The sequence below is a fragment of the Natronoarchaeum rubrum genome, from assembly GCF_024494695.1.
On sequence record NZ_JANHDP010000004.1, the window covers coordinates 1 to 14674 of the forward strand.

Annotated in this window: 15 protein-coding genes, 2 tRNA genes and 1 rRNA gene; 13 read left to right on the top strand and 5 right to left on the bottom strand. The window is 65.8% G+C overall.

Translation table 11 applies throughout. The features are described 5' to 3' along the window. Positions 1 to 312, bottom strand: a 16S ribosomal RNA gene (locus tag NO931_RS10645); the annotation flags it as partial. Positions 313 to 921: 609 nt separating this feature from the next. Here NO931_RS10645 and NO931_RS10650 point away from each other — a divergent pair. From NO931_RS10650 to NO931_RS10670, 5 genes are all read left to right on the top strand, one after another. Further along, a complete protein-coding gene (locus NO931_RS10650; RefSeq protein ID WP_256392318.1) occupies positions 922 to 1503 on the top strand; it encodes a transcription initiation factor IIB family protein in 582 nt (193 codons plus the stop codon). A gap of 162 nt (positions 1504 to 1665) precedes the next feature. Then, positions 1666 to 2061, top strand: a complete 396-nt coding sequence (gene sdhC, locus NO931_RS10655; RefSeq protein ID WP_256392319.1) for a succinate dehydrogenase, cytochrome b556 subunit — start codon at positions 1666 to 1668, stop codon at positions 2059 to 2061. Beyond that, positions 2061 to 2432 carry a succinate dehydrogenase hydrophobic membrane anchor subunit gene (locus NO931_RS10660; RefSeq protein WP_256392320.1) on the top strand — a complete coding sequence of 124 codons (372 nt, stop codon included), beginning with the start codon at positions 2061 to 2063 and terminating at the stop codon, positions 2430 to 2432. The genes sdhC and NO931_RS10660 overlap by 1 nt, the downstream gene beginning before the upstream one ends. Then, entirely contained in the window at positions 2429 to 3316 is an 888-nt protein-coding gene (locus tag NO931_RS10665) for a succinate dehydrogenase/fumarate reductase iron-sulfur subunit (protein WP_256392321.1), read from the top strand. Before NO931_RS10660 ends, NO931_RS10665 begins: the two co-directional genes overlap by 4 nt. A 15-nt stretch (positions 3317 to 3331) precedes the next feature. Next, on the top strand, positions 3332 to 5161 hold the full coding sequence (locus NO931_RS10670) for an FAD-binding protein (protein ID WP_256392322.1): 1830 nt from the start codon (positions 3332 to 3334) through the stop codon (positions 5159 to 5161). On the opposite strand, the gene NO931_RS10675 is transcribed toward NO931_RS10670, so the two are convergent. Next, complete coding sequence (locus tag NO931_RS10675) at positions 5155 to 5352, bottom strand: XapX domain-containing protein (protein ID WP_256392323.1); 198 nt, start codon at positions 5350 to 5352, stop codon at positions 5155 to 5157. The genes NO931_RS10670 and NO931_RS10675 overlap by 7 nt on opposite strands. 113 nt (positions 5353 to 5465) lie before the next feature. Here NO931_RS10675 and NO931_RS10680 point away from each other — a divergent pair. Further along, positions 5466 to 5563: transfer RNA gene (locus tag NO931_RS10680), tRNA-OTHER, on the top strand. A 373-nt stretch (positions 5564 to 5936) separates the two neighbouring features. Then, positions 5937 to 6179, top strand: a complete 243-nt coding sequence (locus NO931_RS10685) for a TrmB family transcriptional regulator (protein ID WP_256392324.1) — start codon at positions 5937 to 5939, stop codon at positions 6177 to 6179. A 21-nt stretch (positions 6180 to 6200) separates the two neighbouring features. Here the strand turns inward: NO931_RS10685 and NO931_RS10690 are convergent, their stop codons facing one another. Both NO931_RS10690 and NO931_RS10695 read right to left on the bottom strand, forming a co-directional pair. Next, positions 6201 to 7010 carry an HD domain-containing protein gene (locus tag NO931_RS10690; RefSeq protein WP_256392325.1) on the bottom strand — a complete coding sequence of 270 codons (810 nt, stop codon included), beginning with the start codon at positions 7008 to 7010 and terminating at the stop codon, positions 6201 to 6203. A gap of 108 nt (positions 7011 to 7118) precedes the next feature. Next, a complete protein-coding gene (locus tag NO931_RS10695; RefSeq protein ID WP_256392326.1) occupies positions 7119 to 7613 on the bottom strand; it encodes a redoxin domain-containing protein in 495 nt (164 codons plus the stop codon). A gap of 220 nt (positions 7614 to 7833) precedes the next feature. Between NO931_RS10695 and tatA the strand changes: the two genes are divergently transcribed. Together tatA and NO931_RS10705 are read left to right on the top strand one after the other, a co-directional pair. Beyond that, the gene (gene tatA / locus NO931_RS10700) at positions 7834 to 8127 is read left to right on the top strand and encodes a twin-arginine translocase TatA/TatE family subunit (RefSeq protein WP_256392327.1); all 294 of its coding nucleotides are present in this window, start codon (positions 7834 to 7836) and stop codon (positions 8125 to 8127) included. A 21-nt stretch (positions 8128 to 8148) separates the two neighbouring features. Continuing rightward, positions 8149 to 8221, top strand: a tRNA-Arg gene (locus NO931_RS10705). A gap of 129 nt (positions 8222 to 8350) precedes the next feature. Here the strand turns inward: NO931_RS10705 and NO931_RS10710 are convergent. Further along, complete coding sequence (locus NO931_RS10710; protein WP_256392328.1) at positions 8351 to 9124, bottom strand: YihY/virulence factor BrkB family protein; 774 nt, start codon at positions 9122 to 9124, stop codon at positions 8351 to 8353. Positions 9125 to 9309: 185 nt separating this feature from the next. On the opposite strand from NO931_RS10710, the gene NO931_RS10715 reads away from it, so the two are divergent. The 4 genes from NO931_RS10715 to NO931_RS10730 all read left to right on the top strand — a co-directional run bounded on the left by NO931_RS10715 (position 9310) and on the right by NO931_RS10730 (position 14638). Next, complete coding sequence (locus tag NO931_RS10715) at positions 9310 to 12120, top strand: DUF1508 domain-containing protein (RefSeq protein ID WP_256392329.1); 2811 nt, start codon at positions 9310 to 9312, stop codon at positions 12118 to 12120. 73 nt (positions 12121 to 12193) lie between these two features. After that, positions 12194 to 12946 carry a 4-phosphopantoate--beta-alanine ligase gene (locus tag NO931_RS10720; RefSeq protein WP_256392330.1) on the top strand — a complete coding sequence of 251 codons (753 nt, stop codon included), beginning with the start codon at positions 12194 to 12196 and terminating at the stop codon, positions 12944 to 12946. A gap of 68 nt (positions 12947 to 13014) precedes the next feature. Further along, positions 13015 to 13590, top strand: coding sequence for a DUF7978 family protein (locus tag NO931_RS10725; RefSeq protein ID WP_256392331.1), 576 nt, complete (start codon positions 13015 to 13017; stop codon positions 13588 to 13590). A 124-nt stretch (positions 13591 to 13714) separates the two neighbouring features. Further along, positions 13715 to 14638 (top strand): sulfide-dependent adenosine diphosphate thiazole synthase, encoded by a 924-nt coding sequence (locus tag NO931_RS10730; RefSeq protein ID WP_256392332.1) that lies wholly within the window; start codon positions 13715 to 13717, stop codon positions 14636 to 14638. Positions 14639 to 14674: the final 36 nt, after the last annotated feature.

A 14674-nucleotide genomic window follows, 5' to 3' on the forward strand; every position in this document is an offset into this window, starting at 1 on the left:
ATCTTGTCTCAGATACCGTCTCCGGGCTCTTGCTCTCACAACCCGTACCGATTACTGGCACGGTGGGCCGTTACCCCACCGTCTACCTAATCGGCCGCAGCCACAGCCTCTGGCGCCGGAGCGTTTGGCTCTCCGCCCATTCCAGGGCAGGAGTAGTATCGAGTATTGGCCTCAGTTTCCCGAGGGTATTCTCGTCCAGAGGGTAGTTTGGCCACGTGTTACTGAGCTATCTGCCACGAGTCTAAGCTCGTGCGACTAGCATGGCTAAATCGGATCCCCATAGCAATGGCCTCCGGCAGGATCAACCGGAATGTGCCTCTCTGGTGGGAGGCGGTGGGCGGGATGCTCCCCAGAGGGGAGCAACACCATAATGTGTGGTCCCCGTCAGGGACCACGATCGTCTATTGCATGGGTCCGTAGGTCGACGACATCGCTCGAACGGCCGGATGTCGCCGAACTACCAAGGCTAACATCAGATCCCATCTGTACGGCGGACCGCAGGGGTGGAATCCTCATTTCCTTCGGACCTGAACAGAAGCGAGCAGGGCATATAACCCCTTCGGATCGGGACTGTCCCGATCCACTCTCGCTCGTCCGGCCCGAGTCGTCGGCGGCGAACCGCCGTCGACCTTCGGACCTGAACGGAAGCGAGTGGGATGTATAAACCCTTCGACCCGGGACGACCCCGGATCGACCTCGCATGTTCGGTCCGCGATGGCGGGACGGTTCGAACGTCCCGCGATCACGTCGTATCGTTCTTCGCATTACATTCCGAGGAGAGAGTTACATAAAAGGCCGTCGTATCGAAGGCGCATTGGTAAGCGACACCTACCCCAGGAAGGGGCGAAGCTTGCGTGCCCACAAAAGATAGATAACGGTTCACACAGAAGCGGAGGTACGTCACGGAGACGACGGGAACGGATGGACATCGACGCCCTACACGACCGCGGCCGTCGCCGAATCGAGACGTTGACAGCGGAGCTCGCCGCAGACAGTGCGGTCGCCGAGACGGCGACGGCGATACTGAAAGCGGTGTACACGGAGGAGACACAGCAGGGACGGTCGGTAACGACGATCGCGGCGGCGGCGGTCCACGTCGCCTGCAAGATAGAGCGCGTACCGGTGACGGCCGCGGAGCTCGCGGACGCCGCCGACATTCAGGAGTCGCACCTGCTGCGGCGCTCGAAGTGGGTCCAGTCCGAGATCGACCAACCCGTCGAAGCATTCGATCCCGGCCCGTTCGTCGACGAGTACGCCGACGCGCTGGGCCTGAGCGACGAGACGCGCGATCTCGCGCACAACGTCGTCACCGTCGGGATCGATCAGGGGATCGCCTCGGGCAAGTCGCCCGCGGGGTTCGCGGCGGCTGCGGTGTACTACGCGGCGACGCTTCGCGACGAGCGCTGTACGCAAGCCGAGATCCACGAGGTGTCGGGCGTCAGCAAAATCACGATCCGAAATCGGTATCAGGAGCAGGCCGAAGTCGTCGGCGACGTGACGTGACGACGCCGCGACGGGGCATTCCCGGACGGACTGCGATATGACCAACTGTCGCCCGCGTATGTCGGGCGTGCGAGCGCACGCACGAGTTGGATACCAACTCTGGAAGCCTACGTCGGGTTAGTAACTTCTATACCGTCACGGTCCAACGCTCGTCATGAGAGTATGAGTCAGTCTTACAATCGTGGGCTCGTCGAGGACTTCGGCCGGTGGAAGGAGTTCTCGGCTGGGATGTGGGCCTGGATATTCCACAAATTTACGGGATGGGTGCTGATCGGGTACCTGTTCACCCACATCGCGGTGTTGAGCACCGCTACGGAGGGCGCAGCGACGTACAACCGAACGCTCGGCGGGCTCGAGGACCTACTGCTCATCCGGGTGCTGGAGGTCGGCCTGCTCGCGGTCGCCGTCTTCCACATCCTCAACGGCGTCCGCCTGCTGCTCGTGGACCTGGGTGTCGGTCTCGAATCGCAGGACAAGAGCTTCTACGCGTCGTTGATCGTCACCGCGGTGATCGTCGTCGCGAGCGTTCCGACGTTCCTCAGCGGGGTGGGCGCCTGATGGCCGAACGCTACTCCTCGTTCGACCGCGGCGGAACACGCTGGCTGCTCCAGCGCGTCACGGCCGCGTTCCTGATCGTCGTGCTGGCGTTCCACTTCTTCCAGCTCCACTTCGTCACCCACGCCTACGAGATCGAGCTGGCTGGCACTGAGGCACGCATGCAGAACCCCGCGTACTTCGCGACGATGGTGCTGTTCCTCGTCACCGCGGCGTTCCACGGCATCAACGGAGTCTACAACGCGCTGGTCAACCAGGGACTGGAGGGGACCCAGAAGACCGCCGTCAAGTGGGGCCTGATCGTCGCCGGCGTGGTGCTGGTCGCCCAGGGGATCCGCGTCGCAACCGTCATGGCGGGTGTTTCGATCGCATGAGTACACAAGAGACGAGCGCAGAGACCGAGGACGCACAGCCCGAGACGGAGCCTTCCGGATCGAGCCACCAGGACCGCCGCATGCGCGAGAAGCGCGAGCGACAGGCCGAGCGCGACCAGCAGGTCGAGGAAGACGCCGAAGCCGAGGCAGCCGAGAACACGGTCCAGATCAAGGTGTTCCGGTACGATCCGGAAGTCGAAGGCAAGCAAGAGCCGCGCTTCGACGACTTCCACGTCCCCTTCGAGAAGGGGATGACCGTGCTCGACGCGCTGATCTACGCGCGCGACCACTTCGACTCGTCGCTGACCTTCCGTCACTCTTGTCGACAGGCCGTCTGCGGATCTGACGCCTTCTTCATCAACGGCAGCCAGCGACTCGGCTGCAAGACCCAGCTCGTCGAGCTCGACGACCCCGTACGGATCGAGCCGCTGCCCCACCAAGATGTCGTCAAGGACCTCGTGGTGGACATGCAGCACTTCTACGAGCAGATGGAAGCGGTCGAGCCGTACTTCCAGGAGGAGGACCTCCCGGACGCCGAGAACTTAGAGGAGCAGCGCCAGGATCCCGAGAACCGCGAGAAGATCAAGATGTCCTCGCGCTGTATCTGGTGTGGTGCCTGCATGTCCTCGTGTAACATCGCCGCCGGGGACAACGAGTACCTCGGCCCCGCGGCCATCAACAAGGCCTACAAGTTCGCGATGGACGACCGCGAGGGCGAGGACCTCAAGCAACACCGACTCAACATCCTAGAGCAGGAACACGGCGTCTGGCGCTGTCAGACGCAGTTCTCCTGTACGAACGTCTGTCCGAAGGACATCCCGCTGACCGAGCACATCCAGGAGCTCAAGCGCGAAGCGGTCAAGAACAACCTGAAGTTCTGGTAACCACGAGATCACACTATGCACGAACACGACGTAATCGTGGTCGGCGCGGGCGGCGCCGGCCTGCGAGCGGCGATCGCCGCACAGAAAGCGGGGGCCGACACGGCCATCGTGACGAAACTCCACCCGGTGCGCAGCCACACCGGCGCGGCGGAAGGCGGCATCAACGCCGCGCTCCGCGAGGGCGACGACTGGGAACTACACGCCTACGACACGATGAAGGGGTCGGACTACCTCGGCGACGCGCCGGCCATCGAGACGCTGGCCCAGGACGCGCCCGAGGACGTGATCCGCCTCGAACACTGGGGGATGCCGTTCTCCCGCGAGGAGGACGGTCGCGTCTCCCAGCGCCCCTTCGGCGGCCTCTCTTTCCCGCGAACGACCTACGCGGGCGCCGAGACGGGCCACCACCTGCTGCATACGATGTACGAGCAGGTCGTCAAGCACGGCGTGCAGGTGTACGACGAGTGGTTCGTCTCCCAGCTCGCGGTCACGGACCACGACGACCCCGAAGATCGACGCTGTCACGGCGTCGTCGGCTACGACGTCAAGTCCGGTGAGATCGAGGGATTCAAAGCGAATCAGGGAGTCATCCTCGCGACCGGCGGCCCCGGCCAGGTGTTCGACCACACGACCAACGCCGTGTCCTGTACCGGCGACGGACAGGCGATGGCCTACCGCGCCGGCGCACCCCTGGAGGACATGGAGTTCGTTCAGTTCCACCCCACGACGCTCCCCTCGACAGGTGTCCTGATCTCGGAGGGCGTCCGCGGGGAGGGCGGCATCCTCTATAACGAAGAGGGCGAGCGCTTCATGTTCGAACACGGCTACGCGAACAACGAGGGCGAGCTCGCCTCCCGCGACGTCGTCTCGCGAGCCGAGCTCACCGAGGTCAACGAGGGACGGGGCGTGAACGACGAGTACGTCCACCTCGACATGCGCCACCTCGGCGAGGATCGCATCATGGACCGGCTCGAAAATATCCTCCACCTCGCGGAGGACTTCGAGGGCGTCGACGGCCTCGTCGAGCCGATGCCGGTCAAGCCCGGCCAGCACTACGAGATGGGCGGCATCGAGACCGACGAGAACGGCGAGACGTGCATCACTGGACTGTACGCTGCCGGCGAATGCGCCTGCGCGAGCGTTCACGGCGCCAACCGCCTCGGCGGGAACGCCCTACCCGAGCTGATCGTGTTCGGCAAGCGCGCGGGTAAGCACGCTGCCGGCGAAGACCTCGGCGAAGCCGAGATCACGACCGGGCGAACCGACGAAACCGAACCCGGCGAGGTCGACTCACCCGTCTCTCTCGGCGCGGTCGACACGGCGGACGAGGACGCCGCGGCCGACGGTGCGGCGGTCGAAGCCGATTCGATCGTCGAGCACGCCGTCGAGTCCGAGCGCCAGCGTGTGAACCATCTGCTCGAGAAGGACGACGGCGTCCAGCACGCCGAGATCCGCGAGCGCCTCCAGAAGGCGATGACCGAGAACGTCAACGTGTTCCGCAACGAGGAAGGCCTCAAGACCGCACTCCGGGAGATCCGGAAGGCCCGCGAGGACTACCAGGACGTCTACGTCGACGACCCCTCGCGCACGTTCAACACCGATCTCCAGCAGACGATCGAGACCCGGAACCTGATCGATATCGCGGAGACGATCACGCTCGGCGCGCTCGCGCGCGACGAGTTCCGGGGCGCCCACTGGCGCCAGGAGCACCAAGAGCGCAAGGACGACGAGTGGCTCAAGCACACGCTGATCTCGTGGGACGAGGGCTCGCCGGACCTGTGGTACAAGCCGGTCGTGCTCGAAGGCGAGGACAAGACCTACGAGCCGAAAGAGCGCAGCTACTGAACGCCCAGCGCTCCGAGCAGATCGATCCCGACGTCCAGCCACTGAATCATTTTGTAGCCGAGGTAGATGCCGACGATCCCCATCAGCCCCGGCAGCTCCGGCGGCGCCGGGATCGGAATCTGGAAGAAGCTAAACAGCCCGCCGGCCAGCACGCCCGTCAGCAGCGCCAGGATCGTGAGAGTGAGGTCCATTCCCGGGAGACACATCTGCGAGCGGAGAGAAAAACGGTTGGGTCGCGGCCGACCGGCCGACGATACGACGGTGAGAGAGGATTTACAAGTGCCCCCCTCGTAGCGGTCCACGAGGAAGGGTAGCTCAGTGGTAGAGCACCGTCACGCCGGCGAATAATACGTCGGCGGTGTGACGTCAAGGCTTCGCGTGGTTCAAATCCCGCCCCTTCCGCTTTTGCGAGGAGCGGACGCGACGAGCAAAGCGCAAACCAAGGGATTTGAGCAGGGAAGTCGCAGCCCGCGCAGCGTAGTGAGCAGGAACGTCTCCGGGTGGTTCAAATTCCGATCGACGCCGTCGATCGGCGTTCGCGAACGCAGGGCATTCGCTCACTCCCGCCCCTTCCGCACGCAGATGCGAGACGAATATCTTCCCGGGCCCAACTGTCGATCGAGAGCGGATTCTTCCGAACCACATCAGTACCCTGAGCGGTGCCGAAAATCGGGGCGGTTTGCACGACTGTCGTAACGAAGTCCCGGGACGGGGACCGATTATCGACAATCGTTGTAGGAGGGTTTTATTATCGTCGAAGAAATAGCTACGCTCGATGACAGTGGCGTCCCACGACGGGTACGCGGCGACTGCCGCGGTCCCAGAAGAACTGGAGTCTGCGGAGGCGAAGCTCGTGTATCTCAGTCTCAAAACGGCGAAGGGCGCGAGCGTGGACGAACTTCGCGAGAACGTCGGGCTGAGCAAACTCACCCTGCACAGCATCCTGCGAACGCTCCGGAGTCGCGGCGTCGTCCGCGAGGACGACGGGGAGTACCGACCGGCCGTCGACGCGCAGTAAGTTCTGCTGTCGATCGCGTGCTTATAGTTCGATCCGCTCGACCAGCGACTCGTCCTCGTCGGCGTGTTCGTTGACAGCGACAATACGGATGTCGTCCTCGAGGCCCGAGTCCCGTAGCTTGTGTTTGAGCAGGTTGTCGACCTGATAGACGCCGGCCGCGTTGGTCATCTCGATCTCGACGAGAACTGCCCGGCCGTCGCCGGGCCTCAGCGAGACGTTGTGGATCGCCTGGCTGGAGATCGTGTTGATGCCGCGGCCGCCCTCCTCGTAGGGAATCCGCGAGCGCCCCTGCTCCATATCCAGCGCGTCGGCGACGCGAATCACGCCGGCTTCGGTGGTCAGCGGGGTCTCCTCGGTGTGGTGACAGAGGATCGCGTGGAGCACTTCGCCTTTCATCCGGACGGAATCGGCGACGTCGTAGAACTCCGGGAGAATCCGATCGAGCACGTCGGCCGCGAGCCACAGCGAGTGGTAGGCGTGGTCGTCGCGGTGAACCACGTGTCCGATGTCGTGGAGCGTCGCCGCCAGCACGACGATCACCGCCTCGTCGGCTTCGTCGAGGCCCTGCTGGGCAGCGCCGTTGAACTCGACGCCGGCGTCCTTGAGCAGATCGTAGAGACACAGCGCCCGGTTGCGGACGATTTCGATGTGCTTGGCGCCGTGATCGTTGTATCGCTTCCTGTCGACGGGGTTGACGTTCTGGGCTTCCAGGTACGCCTGGATCTCTTCGTCGTTCGCGACGAACGTCAGCACCTCGTTGACGCGCCCGTCGGGGAAGGCGTGATCGCCGTCCGGATCGTAGATGCGGCCCGCAGTATCGGTCTCGGCCATAGGGGATACTGACGCCGCGGCGGAAAAAGCCCACCGGGCGTGACGTATCGCTGCAATCAGCCGGGGGACGCTGCGATCAGCCCGGGGATGTTCGGTCGGTCGCGACGCTCAGTCGGCGGCTTCGACGGCTTCGGCCTCGGCGGCGGCCTCGCGGACCTCGTCGTAGTCCGGCTCGACGCCGGGGTCGTCGCTGACCCACGCGTAGGTGACCTCGCCGTCGTCGTCGACGACGAACACCGAGCGCTTCGCGACGCCGTAGACGCCTAGATCGGAGAAGTCCATCTCGACGTCGTAGGCGTCGATGATCTCCTTGTTGAGGTCGCTGATCAGCCCGAAGTTGAGGTCGTTCTGGTCGCGGAACTCGTTGAGGGTGAAGGGCGTGTCCCGGCTGACGCCGTAGACCGTCGCGCCGACGTCCTCGAACGCCGAGAGCTGGTCCTGGAAACTGCACATCTCGTCGGTGCAGACGCTGGTGAACGCGCCGGGGAAGAACGCGAGCACGATCGGCCCGTCGCCGAGCTCCTCCGAGAGCGTGATCGAATCGACGTCGCCGTTCGCGAGCGGTGCGGTGAAGTCTGGCGCGGTGTCGCCTGTGTCGACCATTACGACCGAACGTTTTCCGGATAGCACCATGGTAGTTACGTTTGTCTACGACAGCCGTCCCGCGGGAGCGAGTAGGCCGGCCGTACCGCCGACCTGGATCGACGCTATCTCCCGATCCCGGTGCCCAGCATCGACGCGGACGAACGTTCGAATCGAGCGTCGAGCGAGACCGGCAGGAGCAAAAAGCCTATAATTGCGAGAGAGCAAGCAAGAGGTAGAGATGGCACTCGAAACCACACCGCTGTTCGCCATTCCCGGCGGTCCGGAGATGCTGGTCGTTTTGCTCCTGGCCGTCCTCCTGTTCGGCGCAAACAAGATCCCCAAGCTCGCCCGATCGACCGGCGAGGCAATGGGTGAGTTCCAGAAGGGCCGCGAGGAAGTCGAGCAGGAACTTGAGGAAATGCGCGATGGCCCCGGCACCGACAACGATCCAGAGATGGCCGACGACGACGAGTTCGTCGAGACCGACCACGTCGCCAGCGAAGACGCTGACACCGAGCGGTCGAGCAACTAATCGTTTTTTCTCGCGTCGACTGGGCGTGTGGCCTAGCGGATAGGGCGAAAGGTTCCTAACCTTTCGATCGCGGGTTCGACTCCCGCCACGCCCGTACGCCGGGGAACAGCAGTGAGCCGTGCGTACGGGCCCAGGGATTCGAATCACGCGAGACGAGCGTAGTGAGTCCCGCACCGGATTCGACCCGCCACGCCCGCTGCCGTGTGAGCGCGAGCGAGACGCGTCAGTGCCCGCCGGTGACGGCGTTGATCGTCGCACCGAGCAGAACGATGACGCCGGCGAAGTACAGCCACGTCAGGAAGAGCAGGATGCCGCCGAGCGCGCCGTAGGCATCGTAGCTGCCGGCCTGCGAGGCGTAGATCTGGAAGCCGACCTGCAGGACGAGCCAACCGACGGCGGTGAAAGCGGCGCCGGGAAGCGCCTCGCGAGCCGTCACGTCGATCGGCGGCATCACGTAGAACACCGGGAGGAAGACGACGAGCAGGCCGGCCAGCAGCGCGAGCCAGCCGATGACGTTCAGGAACGGGACGCCGAACGACTCGGCGAGTCCGATCACCACGCCGAGGCCGATCATGAAGCCGGCCGCCAGGGCGATCAACAGAAGCGTCAGGATGCCGTCCTTGAGCTGGCCGAGCAGTGAGATTTCGGCGTCCAGCCCGTACACCTCGTCGAAGGCGATGTCGACCGCGCGGAACATCTTGAGCGCGCTCCACAGCAGCGCGACGATCCCGACGAGCGACGCGCCGGCTCGACCCTGCGGATTCGAGAGCGACTCGGCGACGATCGACTCCCCCTGCGCAGAGAGGTTGCTGCCGATCGCGGCGACGATGCGATCGGCGAAGGCTTGCCCGCCGACGAGCGAGCCGACGGCGAGGATCAGCAGCAACAGCGGGAGGATCGAGAAGAACACGTAGTACGCGATGCTCGCGGCGAGGAATGTGATCTGCTCGTCGCGCGCGCGATCGACCACCGATCGGGTCGTCGAGGCCACGTCCATACGCGAAGTAGATCCTCCCCGACCACAAACCTTTCATCGAGCGGACGGGCTCGCACCGGACCGGGATCGACCATCCCAGCGCGCCGTCCTCGCTCTCCGTACTGATATTTATTTCATCATGTGTCATCGATTACATTCACCACCAAATCTTATTATACATAGTTGTGTGGTATCCGCCAGCAACGATGTCACAGGCTACCGCAGGCAGCGGGTTCATGTTCTCGCTGTACGAGCAGTATATCGGGGAACCGAAGTCGAAAAAGCAGGTCTACGGCTACTGGCTGTTTCTGATCGGGTGTCTGATCGGATTCGCGGGGGTGGCCCTGTTCATCACGACGATCAACTCGTCGACGGGCAACGACCTCGAGGTATCCTTTACCGCCAGGCTTGCGTACACGCTTGCGGGACTCGGACTCCCGATTGCGATCTTCGGAATCGTGTTGCTGTTGCCGGTCCGAGAACGCGCGATCCACGCGACGCTCGGCGGACTCGCGATCACGGTGCTGGGGATCTTCGGATTCAACGTCGCGTATCCGAGCAACTGGGCAGGGGTCGGGCAGGACTACACGATCCCGGTGATCGCTGTGTACGCGACCGGGCTTGCAGTCATCGCGGGCGTCGTCGTGCTGGTGCCGATCCTCACCGGGAAGGAGGGAATGCTCGTCGAAGACGAGGTGCGGGGTCTCGACGCCCACCCGCCGGTGCTGGTGGGCCAGCAGAACCACGGAACCCTGTTCAGCGTGTTCCGGCGTCCCGGCGAGGAGTGGACGTGGCGGGCAGTCCAGCAGAGCGCGATCGCGACGAGCGTCGAGGCCGCGAACAGCAGAACTGCCGCGAAGGACGCCGTCGGCGATCTCAAGTCGAAGGTGAGCAACGCGCGCCTGCTGGAGATCACGACGGCGGCGTTTCGGCTCTACGAGGACGAGCAGGGCGTCTGGCGCTGGGTGTTGCTCCGGGACGACGGCAGCGTCGCCGCCGAGAGCGGGGAACGCTACGACTCGCGCGACGCCACCGAGGACTCCGTGAGCTTCACCAAGGACCAGGGCCCCTCGGCGCCGGTGCTGGACATCGACGGCGCGGCGTTCGACGTCTACCGCGACGGGGACGACTGGCGCTGGAACCTGCTCGACGAGGATCGGTCGGTCATCGCCGAGGGTGCCGAAGCGTACGGCGACGAGGCGAGCGCGGACGACGCCGCCGACGAGGTCGCGAACCGGATCGGCGACGCGCGCGTGCTCGCTGTCGATCCCTTCGGCGTCGAACTGTACGAGGACGGCGACGGCTGGCGCTGGCGCCTGCTCGACGCCGAGGACGACGAGGTCGCGGTCGGCGAACCGACGTTCGACTCCCGACGCGAGGCCGAGGCCGACGCGGACGAACTGCTCGGCCATCTCTCGGACGCGACCGTCGTCGAGAAGGGTAGCGCGGGCTACGAGCTGTACGAGGACGACGGCGGCTGGCGCTGGCGTCTGCTCGACGACGAGGACGACATCGTCGCCGAGAGCAACCCCGAAGCGACCGATCGATCCGCGGTCCGGAGCGGCGCCGAGCGGATGGCCGCGGCCGCCGAGGACGCCGAGGCGTTCGAGATCGACGACGCCGACTACGAGATCTACCCCGGCGCGGACGGCTGGCACTGGCGGTTCGTCGCGGAGGACCGCCGGGTGATCGCCGACCGGACGGGCGGCTACGAGACGCCCGAAGACGCCGAGGACGCGATCGAGCGCGTTCGCGAGCAGGCGCTGGAAGCCGACCTGCTGGAGTTCGAGACCGCCGCGTTCCAGCAGTACCAGACCGTCGCCGGCGACTGGCGCTGGCGCTTGATCGACGAGGGCGGCGCCGTGCTGGCCGACAGCGGCCAGGCGTACGACTCGAAGGACGACGCCGGTAACGCGATGGCGACGCTCAAGGAGAAGGCACCCGACGCCGACCTGCTGGAGATCGAGACCGCCGCGTTCGAACTGTTCGAGGACGACGGCGGCGACTGGGGCTGGCGGCTCATCGACGAGGGCGGCCGGCTCGTCGCCGACGGCGCCGACAGACACGCGACGAAGCAGGGCGCCCGGGAGGCGATGGACTTCCTCGTCGATCACTCGCCCGACGCCGACGTGCGGACCGTCGAGGGCGCCGGGTTCCAGCTCTACACCGACGACGCCGACGACTGGCGCTGGCGGTGCGTCCACGAAAGCAACGACGTGCTGGCGCTCAGCCCCGACGGGCACGCGACCCGCGACGAGGCGGCCGCGAGCGTCGACGAAGTGCGCCCGACTGCAGCCGACGCCGCGATCAACGCCGTCGAGCACGTCGCCTTCGAGGTCGATCCCGGCCGCGGTCGGCGCTGGGACGTCATCGACCGGCACCGCGAGACGCTCGTCGAGGGGCGCGAGCAGTACGCCGACGCCGAAGAAGCGCGGCAGGCGATCGAGCGGCTGCGCTCGGAGGGCGGCGACGCGACGATCTTCGCGATCGACGAGGCCGCGATCAGGCTCAGCGGCGGTTCTGAGGGGTGGCGCTGGGAGCTGATCGACCGCGACCGCACCGTCTACGCCCGGAGCGCGGGCAGCTACGACGTCCGGGCGCGGGCGGCAACTGTCATCGACGAGGTGCGCTCGCTGGCGCCCGAGGCCGGCGAGCTCGACTTCGAGACCGCCGGCTTCGAGCTCGTCCGCGAGGACGGCCAGTGGTACTGGCAGCTACTGAACGCCGACGAGACGGTCGTCGCCGAGGGGTCGACCGGCTACGAGGACCGCGGCGAAGCCGTCGACGCCATCGACCGGCTCCGCGAGATGCTCGGCACCGCGAGCGTGCTGGAGATCGACGACCCGACGTTCGAGGTCCACCAGCGCGACGGCGGCTGGATCTGGCGGCTCGTCGACGAGCACGGCGACGCGCTCGCCGAGAGCGTCGAGACGTATCCGACTCGCTCGGCCGCTCGCGAGCGGATGAACACGCTCAAAGAGCACGCGCCCTCGGGCGCGCTCTCGGTCGCGGGCTGACGAGGGCCGCCCGATCGCCGAGGATCGGGGCGAGGCGACGCTATTTTTACGGCTGACTGCGGACGCGTATCCGATGACCGACGAGGCCGAGATTCCCGAGGACCACCCCCGACACGACTCGCTCGTCACCCGCCATCGGATCGAGGACGGCGTCGATCGGGGCATCACGAGCCGGCAGGGGCTGATCGCCCAGGGCCGGGGCGAGGCGTTCGACTACCTGCTCGGCGAGCAGACGATCCCCAGGGCCGACGACGCCGAGCGCGCCGCGGCGGCCGCGCTGCTGCTGGCCGACCACCCCGTTCTCTCGGTCAACGGCAACGTCGCCGCGCTCGTGCCCGAGGAGCTGGTAGAGATCGCCGACGCCGTCGACGCCGACCTGGAGGTGAACCTGTTCAACCGCACCGAGGAGCGCATGGCGGCGATCGCCGACCACCTGCGCGAGCACGGCGCCGAGGACGTCAAGGGACTGGCCGCCGACGCCGAGATCCCGGGGCTGAGCCACGAACGGGCGAAGGTGGATCAGGACGGGATCTACGAGGCCGACGTCGTGCTCGTTCCACTGGAGGACGGCGACCGCGCCGAGGCGCTCGGCGAGATGGACAAGACCGAGATCGTGATCGATCTGAACCCGCTCTCCCGGTCGGCGCAGGTGGCGTCGATCCCGATCGTCGACAACGCCGTCCGCGCGGTGCCGGGGATCACGAGTCACGCCCGGAATCTGGCGGACGCGGACGCGGCGACGCTCCGAGAGATCGTCGACGAGTTCGACGCCGACGCCGCGCTGGCGGCCGCCGAGGACGCGATCCGCGGCGGCGAACTGGAGTAACGCCGCCGAACAGTTCCGGGTCGAATGGGTAAAATTAAAGCTCGAACGCTGATGTTTTCGGTCGTTACATGGATTTCAGAGCGACACGGACGGCCGGACTCCCATTGTTCGCCGGCGTCGTCAACGGCGCGCTTGCGTACGCGGCCGGACTGATCGGATCGTTCGTACTGTTCGCGGTGTTCGGACTGAAACCGGTGCTGGAGATCGTGCTGTCGGCGTCGAACCCGCCGTTTCTGACGAGCATCGGGTTCGCGTTCTACGGCGGTCACCTCGTTCCCGTCCAGTTCGGCGACGGATCGGCGCTCAACTTCGCGCTCGACGCCGCCAACCAGGGAGCGCTGTACCTGCTGCTGGTGGCGATAGTTCTGATATCGACCGGATACTACCTCGGCAGCGCCGACGGACTCGAATCGTCGCGCTCGGGAGCGATGGCTGGCGCGACGCTGGTCGCCGGCTACCTGCCGCTGGCGGCCTTCGGTGCGACGGCATTCGCCTACGAGCGAACGATGCGCCCGAGATTCGGCGACGCCGAGACGCTGGTCATGGAACTCCCAGTACTGCGTGCGGTCGTGCTCGCAGGCGTGGTGGTCCCGATCTCACTGGGCGCGCTCGGCGGCGCGCTGGCGGCGCGCACCGACGAGTGACGACGGAGGAGCGCGAGCGACGGCACGCCGATTTTTGGGGTCGACATCGAGCAGCAGCCGCGGCGATCCGACGCCGAGCGATACCGGAAACGCTTTCAATTACTTTGTGGTATCACCAAGTGGTATGAGCGACTTCGATCAGTTCAGCGACGTCGGCGAGGCGGAAGTCACCCGCGCGATCGGTCAAGAGTGGTCAGAGGAGTTCATGGACTTCTCCGAGACGGAGGTCATCATCGTCGGCGGCGGCCCGTCGGGGCTGATGGCCGCCAAGGAACTCTCCGAGCGCGGCGTTCAGACGATGGTCGTCGAGAAGAACAACTACCTCGGCGGCGGCTTCTGGCTCGGCGGGTTCCTGATGAACAAGGTCACCGTCCGCGACCCGGCCCAGCAGATCCTCGACGAACTCGACGTCGATCACAAGCAGTCCGATGAGAGCGACGGTCTCTACGTCGCTAACGGTCCGGAAGCCTGTTCCGGGCTGATCAAAGCCGCCTGCGACGCCGGCGCGAAGATGCAGAACATGACGGAGTTCACCGACATCGTGATCCGCGAGGACCACCGCGTCGGCGGCATCGTGATGAACTGGACGCCGGTCCACGCGCTGCCCCGCGAGATCACCTGCGTCGACCCGATCGCCGTCGAGTCCGAGCTGGTCATCGACGCGACGGGCCACGACGGGATGGCCGTCAAGAAACTCGACGAGCGCGGCGTGCTCGACGCGCCCGGCTTCGCGGAGGAGGCAAGCGGCATGGACAACACGGACGACGACACCTACGGCGCGCCCGGTCACGACTCGCCCGGCCACGACTCGATGTGGGTCGGCGAGTCCGAGGACGCCGTCGTCGAGCACACCGGCCTCGCCCACGACGGGCTCGTCGTCACCGGGATGGCGACCGCGACGACCTACGGCCTCCCGCGCATGGGCCCGACCTTCGGCGCCATGCTCGTCTCCGGTAAGCGCGCCGCGCAGGTCGCGCTCGACGAACTCGGCGTCGACGCCGACCCGGTCGACGTCACGGCGAGCAAAGCGACGCCCGCCGACGACTAAACCGGAAGACGCATTCGGCCCTCAGCGCGCCGTCCT

Excerpts from the sequence above, each read along its gene's own strand:
- NO931_RS10685 (WP_256392324.1), top strand. The coding sequence starts at position 5,937 with ATGACAGTGGCGTCCCACGACGGGTACGCGGCGACTGCCGCGGTCCCA.
- NO931_RS10725 (WP_256392331.1), top strand. The coding sequence starts at position 13,015 with ATGGATTTCAGAGCGACACGGACGGCCGGACTCCCATTGTTCGCCGGC.
- NO931_RS10710 (WP_256392328.1), bottom strand. The coding sequence starts at position 9,124 with ATGGACGTGGCCTCGACGACCCGATCGGTGGTCGATCGCGCGCGCGAC.
- NO931_RS10720 (WP_256392330.1), top strand. The coding sequence starts at position 12,194 with ATGACCGACGAGGCCGAGATTCCCGAGGACCACCCCCGACACGACTCG.
- tatA (WP_256392327.1), top strand. The coding sequence starts at position 7,834 with ATGGCACTCGAAACCACACCGCTGTTCGCCATTCCCGGCGGTCCGGAG.
- NO931_RS10690 (WP_256392325.1), bottom strand. The coding sequence starts at position 7,010 with ATGGCCGAGACCGATACTGCGGGCCGCATCTACGATCCGGACGGCGAT.
- NO931_RS10650 (WP_256392318.1), top strand. The coding sequence starts at position 922 with ATGGACATCGACGCCCTACACGACCGCGGCCGTCGCCGAATCGAGACG.
- NO931_RS10660 (WP_256392320.1), top strand. The coding sequence starts at position 2,061 with ATGGCCGAACGCTACTCCTCGTTCGACCGCGGCGGAACACGCTGGCTG.
- NO931_RS10665 (WP_256392321.1), top strand. The coding sequence starts at position 2,429 with ATGAGTACACAAGAGACGAGCGCAGAGACCGAGGACGCACAGCCCGAG.
- NO931_RS10730 (WP_256392332.1), top strand. The coding sequence starts at position 13,715 with ATGAGCGACTTCGATCAGTTCAGCGACGTCGGCGAGGCGGAAGTCACC.
- NO931_RS10675 (WP_256392323.1), bottom strand. The coding sequence starts at position 5,352 with ATGGACCTCACTCTCACGATCCTGGCGCTGCTGACGGGCGTGCTGGCC.
- NO931_RS10715 (WP_256392329.1), top strand. The coding sequence starts at position 9,310 with ATGTCACAGGCTACCGCAGGCAGCGGGTTCATGTTCTCGCTGTACGAG.
- NO931_RS10670 (WP_256392322.1), top strand. The coding sequence starts at position 3,332 with ATGCACGAACACGACGTAATCGTGGTCGGCGCGGGCGGCGCCGGCCTG.
- sdhC (WP_256392319.1), top strand. The coding sequence starts at position 1,666 with ATGAGTCAGTCTTACAATCGTGGGCTCGTCGAGGACTTCGGCCGGTGG.
- NO931_RS10695 (WP_256392326.1), bottom strand. The coding sequence starts at position 7,613 with ATGGTCGACACAGGCGACACCGCGCCAGACTTCACCGCACCGCTCGCG.